Raw genomic sequence first — 11265 nt, forward strand, 5'->3', positions numbered from 1 at the left:
GTTTATGCTTATGTTTTTATTACAATCCTTCCTGGATGGTTCGGCCTTAAAGGGAGTATCGTTGACATCACCATAGGCCAGATTGCGAAGAGTGTATTTATCTATCTTGGTATCCCCTTTATAGCAGGGATCATCACCCGATTCAGCCTTATAAAAATCAAGGATAAGGAGTGGTACGAGACGAGATTTATTCCTAAAATCAGCCCTATTACCCTGATAGCTCTTCTCTTTACCATTGTGGTGATGTTTTCGCTAAAAGGTGAATATATTGTCCAGCTTCCATTTGATGTGGTCCGTATCGCTATTCCCCTTATGGTCTATTTTATTTTGATGTTCCTCGTCACATTCTATATGAGTAAGAAGGTAGGGGCTAATTACAAACAATCTACAACTCTCTCTTTTACCGCAGCCAGCAATAATTTTGAGTTAGCCATAGCCGTAGCTGTATCTGTTTTTGGCATAAATTCTGGGGTAGCCTTTGCAGCAGTTATTGGGCCTCTAGTTGAGGTTCCTGTACTTATTAGCCTAGTGAATGTGGCCTTATGGTTTAAAACGAGATATTTTAATGAGGTTGAAGAGGCCATTTCCATAGGTGCAGAGGCTGGAAGCGAGTAAAAAAATTAAAAAGAAATTGATTTTATGGTTAACAAAAAAAGAATCCTTTTTCTCTGCACTGGTAATTCATGCAGAAGCCAGATGGCAGAGGGTTTTTTACGGTCCTACGCTGGGAGCGAGTTTGATGTATTCAGTGCTGGAACAGACCCAAAAGAACTAAACCCTCTTGCAGTAGGGGTCATGAAGGAAAGAGCTGTTGATATCTCTGGTCAGCGTTCTGAATCCGTTGATGAATTTAAAAAAGAGAGGTTTGATTATATTATTACGGTATGCGATAGGGCAAAAGAGATATGCCCTTTTTTTTCTGGAAAAACAGAAAGAATCCACTGGAGCTTTGAAGACCCAGCAAGCGCAAAAGGGTCTGAGAAAGAGAGAATTGATGTCTTTAGAAGCGTAAGGGATGAGATAGATGAAAGCATAATAAGCTTTCTGAAGGACAAGACTTCTTGCTGACATCACAAAATATTACCTTTCAGCAATAACACCTTTTAATGAGAAATTTATGAAGATAGCGGATTTTGAGTTTAACCGAAGAGAACTAGCAGGTTCCATGGGGGATTTCGGAACCCTTGTTCCACTTGCTGTCGGCTATATTATGGTAAACGGAATGGATCCCGCAGGGCTTCTTATTATGATGGGTTTGGCAAATATTGTTACAGGTATCATTTACAGACTGCCCATGCCCATAGAACCGAAAAAGTTGATAGCGGTTGTTGCTATTGCCCAGAAGTGGTCTCCAAGCCTCATCTATGCCTCTGGTTTTGGAACAGGACTCGCTTGGCTTTTAATGTATATCACAGGAACAATTGACAAGATAAGCAAAATAACTCCAAAAAGCGTGGTCCGGGGAATACAGGTCGCTCTTGGTATTATGCTGGCTTACGAAGGATATAAAATGGTCTCCACTGGATGGCTTTTGGGAATCATTGCTGTGCTCATTGTCATCTTTTTAAGAGAGAACAAACATGCCCCTGCTGCTATTGTTCTTATGGCTCTTGGTGTTTTTGTTGTTGGAATAAAAGGAGAACTTCTCAATTCTTTGGATTTCGGAATCTCTCTTCCTCCTATGGCTACCTTTACACTTAGCGAGGTTTGGGAATCTCTTGTCTTGGCTGGTTTTGCTCAAATACCTTTAACCATTGCTAATGCTGTTATTGCAACGGCAGCCCTTATTAAAAGTTACTGGCCTGATAGGCCTGTACCGGAAAGGAAACTGGGACTTAATATGGGAATAATGAATGTGACCGTTACCTTTTTTGGAGGGATGCCCATGTGTCACGGTGCAGGCGGACTGGCAGGCCAGTATTATTTTGGTGCCAGGACAGGTGGGACAAATATCATTGAGGGTGCAATAGAGATAAGCCTTGGTCTTTTTTTGGCTAAATCGATTGCTAAATTTTTTAATGTATTTCCATTAAGTATCCTTGGAGCCATGATGTTTTTGATTGGGTTAGAGCTGACCAAATTTGTAAAAGACATTAAAAAGGACGAAATTCTTGTTATGGCCATAACAGCAGGATTATCTCTTATAATGAATATGGCCGTTGGATTTTTGAGTGGATTAGTCGTATATCATCTTTCACAAAGATTTAAAAAATAAACAGTCCATAAAATCAAAAAAAGGCTTTTTTTGATTTTTAGAGCTCGGTAAGCGAGAATGAAATTTTAGACAAAAAAACAACGATCTTGCTCAAACTGGCAGCCTCTATGGCCTTTGGGTGCATTTTTTTAATGAAGCATAACTTTAGCGTGGCTAAAGAAATAGGAATTACTGATGATGAAATAGGTGTGGCTCAGGCGATAGTAATGTCTATTTCCGGCGGGAGAGTTTCCAACCAGTTTCGTGAAGCTCGAGAAAAGAAATAAAAAATTTTATAGGTAACGAAAGGAGAGATGTGACGTGGACTGGGAGGATGAATGGAAACCTTTAGTCGTGATTTTGGCAGTATTTCTGTCTTTCTTCTATCTGCCTATCGGAACAGGGCGTTTTGACAATGCAATTATGGAAGCCTTGCATCTTACCAAGTGGTATGCAGAGGAACACGTTATACTCTGTCTTGTACCTGCCTTCTTTATCGCAGGCGCAATCGCTGTTTTTGTAAGCCAGGCTTCGGTTATAAAATATCTGGGTCCCAAAGCCAATAAGATTTTGGCTTATAGCGTTGGATCAGTTTCCGGAACAATCTTAGCTGTATGTTCTTGTACTGTTCTTCCTTTATTTGCTGGGATCTATCAAAGGGGTGCTGGTTTAGGGCCAGCAATAGCCTTTCTTTACTCAGGCCCGGCTATCAACGTTCTTGCTATTATTTTAACAGCACGCGTCCTGGGTCTGGAACTCGGTATTGCAAGGGCTGTGGGAGCCGTTGCTTTTAGCTTTATCATTGGGCTTCTTATGCATTTTATCTTTAGGAAAGAAGAAATAGAAAAGGCTAATAGCAATCTGGCTATGCCGAACAAGGAGGTAACCCGCCCCCTTTGGCAGACTTCCATATATTTTCTGGCTATGATTGCTATTCTTGTCTTTGCCAACTGGGGGAAACCTGAGGAAGCCAAAGGTTTTTGGTATGCTATTTATTCTTATAAATGGAGTATCACTGGTCTGGCCTCAGCATTCTTCGCGGTTCTTCTTGTTATCTGGTTTGGGCTTAAATGGTTGAAGATTCTGCTGGCTGCAGTTCCAACAATTATTTTGGCAATCCTTTTTCCCCATAGACCTCTCATTCCCTTCTCTGTTGCGGTGATTGGCTTTTCAATAATCATAAGCCTTAACAAAGGTGAGACAGAAGAATGGTTCAAATCATCATGGGACTTTGCAAAACAGATCATGCCCCTTCTTTTCTTTGGTGTTTTAATAGCCGGGGCACTTCTTGGTCGACCAGGAAATGAAGGCTTAATCCCATCTGAGTGGATCAGCGGTTCTGTTGGTGGGAATTCAATCTGGTCAAACCTTTTTGCTTCTGTTGCCGGGGCTTTTATGTATTTTGCGACACTGACCGAGGTTCCAATTTTGGAAGGGTTGATTGGAAACGGGATGGGAAAAGGACCGGCACTGGCTCTGCTGTTGGCTGGCCCGGCTTTATCTTTACCAAATATGCTGGTGATACGGAGCGTTATTGGGACTAAAAAAACTGTAACTTTTATAACTCTTGTAGTTATCATGGCTACAATTACTGGAATGCTTTATGGGGCTTTCTTTGAGTAAGGGGCTTAAGATGAAAATTGAAATTTTAGGTATTGGCTGTTCAAAATGCAAAACACTTGAGGAGAATGTAAAAAAGGCCTTAGTAGAATTAAACATCCACGCTGATATTTTTAAAGTGGATGAAATTCATAAAATCATTGAGTATGGTGTAATTGCAGCACCTGCTTTGGTTGTTGATGGAGAGGTAAAATGCTCTGGAAGAGTGCCATATACTGAAGAAATAAAGAAATGGTTGAAATAAGATGAAAAAAAAGAAACATTTTATAATACTTTTAATGGTTGCTTTTGTATCTAGTATGCTTGTTCTTTCAGGCTGTTCAGAGAATGCAGAAACTAATATTGCTAGCAGTATAACAGAAGAGAAAAATTCGAAGTCAGATAAAAAAGCTAAAAAATCCCTAGTCCAGAAAGTCGAATTAATTCATTTTCATGGAACTTATCAGTGTTACGCATGCAAAACAGTTGGAGCATATACCGAAGAAACGCTCAATAACTGTTTTGCTGATGAACTAGAAGAGGGAAAGATAATATTCAAGCACATTAATGTATATCTTCCTGAAAACAAGGAGATCGTATTTAAATATGGTGCCACTGCTTCTTCTTTGTGGTTAGGTATTTATGACCAAAAAGGGTTTCACAAAGAGCATGTTGTTAAAGTCTGGTATAAAATAAATAATAAGATGGCTTTTATGAGCTATCTCAAAATGCTTATAGATAAGAGATTGAGGGGGGATTTCAGCTAAGATGAATCTCATGTCCTTCATGGAAGCTATGGGCACAAGCAAAATTCCTGTAATTGCATCCTTCTTTTTAGGACTCATGACGGCCATAAGCCCATGCCCATTAGCTACAAATATAGCTTCAATCGCTTATATTTCAAAGAGGATTAACGACAGAAGGCATACTCTTCTTGTCGGCTTTATCTATACACTTGGGAGAATGTTTACATACATAGTGATTGCATCCCTTGTTGTATTTATTGGATTAAACATTCAGGCAATTTCTTTGAGTTTGCAAAGATATGGAGAGAGGATAATCGGTCCTTTTCTAATAATCATGGGTTTAATAATGCTTGATACTTTTAGGATAAACTTGTTTAGCGGTGGTGGTCAGCTTAATTCCTTAAAAGAGAGATTATCAAAAAAAGGGGTTTTTGGTGGTTTTTTTTTGGGCGTGGTATTTGCCCTATCATTCTGTCCCTTTAGCGCAGTGCTATTTTTTGGAATGCTTATACCGTTATCATTAAAAACAGGTGATCCGATAATATTACCGTCGGTTTTTGCATTCGGAACAGGACTTCCTGTGATTATTTTTTCTTTTATTCTTGCTTATAGCGTTTCTAAATTGGCCAATATAGTCAATAGGGTGCAGGTTTTTGAAAGCTGGATGAGAAAGGTGGCTTCTTTAGTATTTATTATTATGGGAATATACTATTCAATAACCCAGTATTTACTTAGATGAAAGATTTTAAAAATATTAATAGCTCATATTAGGACAAGTTTTGTTTTTGAACTCATAATTTATGAAAGGAGGTGATTTTAATGAAGATAAAGATATTGGGCCCAGGTTGCCCTAATTGTCAGAGAATGGAAGAAATGGCAGCAAAGGCTCTCAACGAGCTCAATGCAAAAGCTGAAATCGAACATATCAAGGATATGAAAGAGATATCTAAATATGTAATGGTTACACCTGGCCTGGTAGTCAATGAAAAGGTGAAACACGAGGGAAAACCCCTCCCAACACCAGAAAAGGTAAAAGAGTTAATAAAGGAAGAGATATAATAAGATAAAAAGATGAGTTTCTCTATAGAAACAGTTGTCAAGGGGATATTTTGTGCCATTGATTTTCAAAAAGTTTGGGTTTAATCTCTATGAGAAGGTTTTAGTGAGGGGGTGTTAGATATAGAAATCAAAGATGGGGATATTATAAATATTATTGTGGATGGGGTTGAGTGGAAGGGGTGTCTTGTAAGAGAAGATGAAAAAGGGAGGTTGTTTGCTATAAGGTTACTCCATTCCCCCATGGAAATAGCAGATATAACATCACTAAAGAAAAAAAAAGATGTTAAAAAGGGTAAACGTATAAGATTTTTGAGTAAAAAATATAAAAAGTTAATAGAATAAAAAAAGAATTTTCATTAGAAGGAGATTAAGATGAAAGAAAAAAATTTCAGATGAGGGGGTTTATTTCTTTTTTGACACTTGCGGGATTTATAATCATGACCTTGACAGGAATTGTACTTTATACTGTCCCAATGGAAGGATTGCGTACTGGACGGATTGGAGTTTTCTTGGTCTTAAAAAGGATGAGACATTAAAAAATATAGCCACAAGATACAAAATAAACCCTATTGATATACTTGAAGTTATTTTAGTAAATGACTATAAGATTAAAAAAATCTGAAAGATTGAGGACTTAAAAAGATGAGAACTAAAAAACCGAATTTTGATATCAGAAGGCCTGTTAAGCTGAAAAAGGCTGTTACAGGTGCTGAAATAGCTGAAGCATTGAAAAGAGTTGCAACCACCTTGCGTTCTCAGTATGTGGAGGTAGAGACAGGTGATATCAATGGAGAGAAATCAGCAATTTTAGGTCTTTCATCTCATTCTCGTGATGCCGATGTTTTAATCAGAACCGGCAAGGATCTGGATGAAACGAGGATCTATTTTAACAGAGAATATACAGCAATAGGAGTTGGAAGCGTTCACTGGACAGGTGTAAAATTTAAATTTGATACATATGAATCCGGCTATATTCGAAACGTGGAACTCGTTAAAAAAGAATTAGAAGAAATACTTTAAGACTTTCCTTCCCTCCGTTAATCTCCTAAATTAATTAATGAATTTGGAAAAAAGATATTTGATTCTATTATTAGTGAAAGAAAAGAATCGACTGAAATTTTAATACTAATCATAAATAATAGGAAGTTGGAGAGAAAAGATGAATCCAGCAGTGGTTTTTGATCTTGATGGCACCCTTGTTGACACCTTATCAGTGGTATACAGTTCCTTTCGATATGCTGTTGAACCTTTTAGGGAACTGCCGAGTGATGAGGAGATTGAAGAAGGTCTTTGCGGCCCAGTAGAAAAAAATCTCCAAAGGCTCCTTAAAGGAGACAGAGAGTCGATGTTAAAGGCTCGGGTGCGTTTGGGTGAATATGCTGCAAAGCATCAGGACGAGGTAAGACTTTTTCCACGAGCGAAAGAGCTTTTGGAAGAGTTATTTGCAGAATCAATAAATATGGGTCTCTGGACAGGTCGGGACAGAAAAAGCTCTCTTAGAATTCTCAAAAGATTTGAGCTTGAAAGGTTTTTTAAGGGGATTATCTGCGGGGATGACCTGAAGACCCATAAACCCAATCCTGAGGGGATTTTCAAGCTCATGGTATTGTTAAATGCTACACCCAAGACATTAATCTATGTGGGAGATTCTGAACATGATATCCTGGCAGGAAAGCGTGCCGGCATCAAGACGATTATCTGTTTAAACTCCCATCACCCCTTTATCAGACCGGCGGATTTAATGGTAAAATCTTTGGAGGAGTTGAAAACATTATTGTTTGATTTGATCTCGAGGATTAAATCTAAGTTAAATCTAAGTAAGATATAAATGGATATCTTTTCTCATATGTTCTGGGGAGGGCTCGCCTTTGGATGGAGGCGAAGGTTTCTCCTCGCCATGTGTTTTGGGATTCTCCCTGACTTCATTCCATTTTTCCCGTTCTTTTTATATCGGTTATCCCATGGGACATTTGTATGGGGAAGGCCTCTGCTTGAAACCTTTCCTTTATGGGTCTTCAGTATATATGATATAACTCATAGCCTGATTTTTGCAGTGATTATTTATATGGGGATAAGATTAGTCAATAGAGGCCTCTCATTTTCCTTCCTTGCCTGGCCCCTCCATATTCTTATGGATATACCAACACACACAGAGACATTTTTCCCCACCAAATTTCTTTTTCCTATGAGTGATTTTTATATTAATGCCTTTGACTGGGCCCATCCCATATTTTTGTTGATAGATTATCTTCTTATTATCTCGCTATTTGGGACCTTTTTCTATTACAGATATAGAAAGAAAGAGAGGCGATCAGGATAGAAAACCCTCTCTTATTCCTCTTTTCCCATTAATTATTTGTTATAGGACTTTTGGATTGATATATTTAATACAACTGGATAATTCAATGCGTACAGGATAATAAAGATTTCATCTGTGGAATCTAAAGAAAATCCAAACTATAAGAGAATAGACGGTATTAAGGGTCTTGTATATATTCCTCAAAGCAGAGGTCCAAAAAAATACCCTTGCGAGGATTGCTATTTCTGTCAATTCTGTGCTGATACAAGGTGTTCTCTATGCCTTTCTCAGAAAAGCGGAAAAAAAGGTTGTAAAAGGTGATTTTTTAAAATATTTATTTTTTAAGTCTCTCCCTTTATTCCTTTATCTTTTGACTTTATTTTGATTTTGCATTATCTTTTTTCTGTTTCTTATTTTTCTGAACGAATCTCTCCGATTCAGATTAGTCTTTGATTGGAGAGGTTTTTTTTGCATGAATCTGTTAAGGGGAGAAGGAAGTTGCTATCAGGAAAGACCATCAAGTCTATAAGCGAGCGCTGGAAATCTGAGGGAGGATATTCTGAGGTATTGGTGCTGGCTATCCCGCTCATTTTAAGCACAGGGGCATGGTCAATACAGCATTTTGTTGACCGGATGTTTTTGACGTGGTACTCCCCAGAGGCTATTGCAGCAGCTATGCCTGCTGGCATGCTGAATTTCACTATCATGTGTCTCTTTATTGGGACTTCAGGTTATGTCAACACATTTGTTGCTCAGTACCACGGAGCAGGGATGTCTGAAAGGATTGGCCCAGCCCTCTGGCAGGGGATCTACGTGGCAGGTATTGGAGGGATAGTGCTTATTAGTATGATCCCTTTTGCTGAACCAATCTTTAGATTTATTGGACACGAAAAGCTGGTTCGGGAATACGAAACAATCTACTTTCAGATACTCTGTCTCGGAGCAGCACCTTCAGTTGCTTCCACTGCTCTTTCAAGCTTCTTTTCCGGTCGAGGTAAGGCCTGGCCGATTATGTGGGTGAACTTCCTCGCGACTCTCGTAAATCTGATTATGGACTATGTCTTGATATTTGGCCATTTTGGCTTTCCAGAGCTTGGTATTAAAGGAGCGGCTATTGCAACCGTTTTCTCTTCATGCTTCTCTTTCCTTGTTTTTTTTATTTTGGTTTCCAAACGGGCTTATAATCAAAGGTATCATACGCTCCGGGGATGGAAATTTGAGTACTCCCTCTTCTCTCGTCTTATGCGCTTTGGTTTGCCAACAGGGGTTCAATTCTTACTCGATATTGCTGGTTTTACTGTCTTTATTCTTTTAATGGGCCGCTTGGGCATAATCCCTCTTGCGGCTACGAATATCGCCTTTAATATTAACACTCTGGCATTTATGCCCATGATAGGTTTTGGAATCGCCATGTCGGTTTTAGTAGGACAGAACCTTGGCAAAGATAAGCCTGCTTTAGCAGAGAAGAGCGTTTATTCAGGGTTTCATCTTGCGTTTCTTTACATGGCAACCATAGCTCTTTTGTATGTTCTTGTTCCAGGTATCTTTTTATGGCCCTTTGCTGCCAAGGCAGATCCGGATAGCTTTATCTCCATTCGAGAAATCACTGTGGTTCTTCTGCGCTTTATAGCCGTCTACTCAATTTTTGATGCCATGAATATTATTTTTGCCTCAGCACTTAAAGGCGCAGGGGATACTCGCTATATTATGTTGATGGTTTTTATACTTTCTTTAATTTTGCTTATCATTCCAAGTTACGTGGCAGTGGTTTTTTTCCATACGGGTATCTTTGTGGGATGGACGATTGCTTCTTTATACATCATTATACTGGGGTTTGTATTCTTGTTCCGTTTTCTTGGAGGAAAATGGAAGTCGATGAGGGTAATCGAAGAAGCTCCACCTTCTATACCTTCGACATTTCCTGAAAGATCTGCTACGAAGTTCGATCTTTAAAAAGATTTAAACTTATTGTCGTGGTGATTTGCTTTTGATAGAAAATATCTCATTAAGATTCTGAACTGAGAAAGGATATGAATCCTTCAGTTTTTAGAAAATGAATTTCATCATTGAGGAGCTTTTGGGTGAGATCTATGACGAGCACTTTGAAGTGAAGTTCAAAAAAGAAACAAAGAAAAAAATTTGATTATCTTCGCAAGAGATAGCACTCTCGAACCCAAACCGGGTCAGATCTTAATAAGTCTGGTTAATACTGTAAATAAGAAAAATACAAAAAGTTCAACAAATACCAAGCCAAAAAAATAAAAAGGTTGAACCATTGAAGTAAAATGAACAAAAGATCTTTAAAAATAATCATATTGATTCTCTTATTAATCTTGCCCCTACTTATGATTATACTCATGAGACAATTCTTTCAAGTTAACTACTTGCTTTCTTCTTCCTATAAGATTATTTTTCTTTCTCCTCTCTTCTATCGCTCAGTTATTGACAAAAAAACATTCAAGAGCTCACTTTTCGAGAATTTCTCATTTGAAAGATTCAAAAAAAATATATTTATTGTTATAGGGCTAGGGATTGGATTGGCAGCGATTTATCTAATGAATTATCTGGTTATCAGGCAATTCCTGAGAGGAGAGACCATTGTTTCTCAGCTCAACCAGCTTGCCTCGATTCATAAGAGAAACATTCTTTTTATCGGTCTTTATATTATTCTTTTCAATTCAATCTTGGAGGAGTTTTTCTGGAGAGGTTTTTTATTCAAGGAGTTGCGAGAACTGATCAATCCTTGGATGGCACATACCCTCACAGGGATAGGGTTTTCTTTCCATCATATTATTTTTTTTATTGGCTGGTTCGAGCTTCCTTTTCTCATGCTTGCAACATCAGGGCTGATTGCCTTTGCCATCGTGATGAATTTTATTCTTGAAAGATATGACCTCTTCTCCTGTTGGCTTATACATGGATTGGTTGATACTGTGCAAGTCTTTATAGCTTTCAGAATATTCGGGATGATTTAAATTATTTCTTCAAAATGTCGTACTTTATGGTATGCTCTTTTGAAATTTTTAGTCTTTATGGATTCTCTGATGAAAAAAAAAGTTAAACACATCCTCATACTCAGTGCTGGCTGGTTTTTCATTTTTTTTGGTATTATCGGCCTCTTTCTTCCCATCCTTCAGGGAATCCTTTTTCTCTTTGTAGGTTTTTATCTGCTGTCCCATGAGTCTAAAACTGCTGAAAAATTGAGCAAAAAACTCAAGGAACGATATCCCTCGCTGGCAAAAAATATGGATAGGGCAAAGGAAAAGACTAGAAATATAAAGGTGCGACTATTCAAAAGAGATATTAGGTTATAATGAGTTTTTTGACTGCCTTAATAATCTGTTCTTTGCTGATACCGTTCCTGTCCA

At 38.2% G+C, this 11265-nt stretch carries 16 protein-coding genes; all 16 read left to right on the forward strand.

The genetic code is table 11. The features are described 5' to 3' along the window. Positions 1-615: arsenical-resistance protein (locus VMW81_01015; GenBank protein ID HUU49521.1), on the forward strand; the 615-nt coding region annotated here is incomplete at its 5' end. 24 nt (positions 616-639) lie between these two features. Further along, positions 640-1068: an arsenate reductase ArsC gene (locus VMW81_01020; protein HUU49522.1), complete on the forward strand. Its 429-nt coding sequence runs from the start codon at positions 640-642 to the stop codon at positions 1066-1068. Between the two features lie 49 nt (positions 1069-1117). Then, positions 1118-2215 (forward strand): putative sulfate/molybdate transporter, encoded by a 1098-nt coding sequence (locus VMW81_01025; protein ID HUU49523.1) that lies wholly within the window; start codon positions 1118-1120, stop codon positions 2213-2215. A gap of 62 nt (positions 2216-2277) precedes the next feature. Further along, positions 2278-2481 (forward strand): carboxymuconolactone decarboxylase family protein, encoded by a 204-nt coding sequence (locus tag VMW81_01030; GenBank protein HUU49524.1) that lies wholly within the window; start codon positions 2278-2280, stop codon positions 2479-2481. Between the two features lie 34 nt (positions 2482-2515). Beyond that, a complete protein-coding gene (locus tag VMW81_01035) occupies positions 2516-3817 on the forward strand; it encodes a permease (protein ID HUU49525.1) in 1302 nt (433 codons plus the stop codon). A gap of 10 nt (positions 3818-3827) precedes the next feature. Further along, complete coding sequence (locus VMW81_01040) at positions 3828-4058, forward strand: thioredoxin family protein (protein HUU49526.1); 231 nt, start codon at positions 3828-3830, stop codon at positions 4056-4058. A 1-nt stretch (position 4059) separates the two neighbouring features. Next, positions 4060-4560 (forward strand): nitrophenyl compound nitroreductase subunit ArsF family protein, encoded by a 501-nt coding sequence (locus tag VMW81_01045; protein ID HUU49527.1) that lies wholly within the window; start codon positions 4060-4062, stop codon positions 4558-4560. 1 nt (position 4561) lies between these two features. Next, the gene (locus VMW81_01050) at positions 4562-5278 is read left to right on the forward strand and encodes an aromatic aminobenezylarsenical efflux permease ArsG family transporter (GenBank protein ID HUU49528.1); all 717 of its coding nucleotides are present in this window, start codon (positions 4562-4564) and stop codon (positions 5276-5278) included. Positions 5279-5358: 80 nt separating this feature from the next. Beyond that, a complete protein-coding gene (locus VMW81_01055) occupies positions 5359-5598 on the forward strand; it encodes a thioredoxin family protein (GenBank protein ID HUU49529.1) in 240 nt (79 codons plus the stop codon). Between the two features lie 111 nt (positions 5599-5709). Next, positions 5710-5940, forward strand: a complete 231-nt coding sequence (locus tag VMW81_01060; protein ID HUU49530.1) for a hypothetical protein — start codon at positions 5710-5712, stop codon at positions 5938-5940. 300 nt (positions 5941-6240) lie between these two features. Further along, on the forward strand, positions 6241-6618 hold the full coding sequence (locus tag VMW81_01065; protein HUU49531.1) for a hypothetical protein: 378 nt from the start codon (positions 6241-6243) through the stop codon (positions 6616-6618). Between the two features lie 139 nt (positions 6619-6757). Continuing rightward, a complete protein-coding gene (locus VMW81_01070) occupies positions 6758-7426 on the forward strand; it encodes an HAD-IA family hydrolase (protein ID HUU49532.1) in 669 nt (222 codons plus the stop codon). Beyond that, positions 7427-7918: a hypothetical protein gene (locus tag VMW81_01075; GenBank protein HUU49533.1), complete on the forward strand. Its 492-nt coding sequence runs from the start codon at positions 7427-7429 to the stop codon at positions 7916-7918. Between the two features lie 447 nt (positions 7919-8365). Continuing rightward, positions 8366-9850, forward strand: a complete 1485-nt coding sequence (locus tag VMW81_01080) for an MATE family efflux transporter (GenBank protein ID HUU49534.1) — start codon at positions 8366-8368, stop codon at positions 9848-9850. A 584-nt stretch (positions 9851-10434) separates the two neighbouring features. Beyond that, positions 10435-10872 (forward strand): CPBP family intramembrane glutamic endopeptidase, encoded by a 438-nt coding sequence (locus VMW81_01085; protein ID HUU49535.1) that lies wholly within the window; start codon positions 10435-10437, stop codon positions 10870-10872. A gap of 69 nt (positions 10873-10941) precedes the next feature. Next, on the forward strand, positions 10942-11211 hold the full coding sequence (locus VMW81_01090) for a PGPGW domain-containing protein (GenBank protein HUU49536.1): 270 nt from the start codon (positions 10942-10944) through the stop codon (positions 11209-11211). Positions 11212-11265 lie beyond the last annotated feature (54 nt).

It is taken from the genome of Nitrospinota bacterium (assembly GCA_035528715.1).
In the GTDB taxonomy this organism is placed as follows: domain Bacteria; phylum JADFOP01; class JADFOP01; order DATKYB01; family DATKYB01; genus DATKYB01.

Coding starts and splice junctions, on each gene's coding strand:
- VMW81_01020 (HUU49522.1), top strand. CDS start 640: ATGGTTAACAAAAAAAGAATCCTTTTTCTCTGCACTGGTAATTCATGC.
- VMW81_01025 (HUU49523.1), top strand. CDS start 1,118: ATGAAGATAGCGGATTTTGAGTTTAACCGAAGAGAACTAGCAGGTTCC.
- VMW81_01040 (HUU49526.1), top strand. CDS start 3,828: ATGAAAATTGAAATTTTAGGTATTGGCTGTTCAAAATGCAAAACACTT.
- VMW81_01045 (HUU49527.1), top strand. CDS start 4,060: ATGAAAAAAAAGAAACATTTTATAATACTTTTAATGGTTGCTTTTGTA.
- VMW81_01050 (HUU49528.1), top strand. CDS start 4,562: ATGAATCTCATGTCCTTCATGGAAGCTATGGGCACAAGCAAAATTCCT.
- VMW81_01055 (HUU49529.1), top strand. CDS start 5,359: ATGAAGATAAAGATATTGGGCCCAGGTTGCCCTAATTGTCAGAGAATG.
- VMW81_01065 (HUU49531.1), top strand. CDS start 6,241: ATGAGAACTAAAAAACCGAATTTTGATATCAGAAGGCCTGTTAAGCTG.
- VMW81_01070 (HUU49532.1), top strand. CDS start 6,758: ATGAATCCAGCAGTGGTTTTTGATCTTGATGGCACCCTTGTTGACACC.
- VMW81_01075 (HUU49533.1), top strand. CDS start 7,427: ATGGATATCTTTTCTCATATGTTCTGGGGAGGGCTCGCCTTTGGATGG.
- VMW81_01090 (HUU49536.1), top strand. CDS start 10,942: ATGAAAAAAAAAGTTAAACACATCCTCATACTCAGTGCTGGCTGGTTT.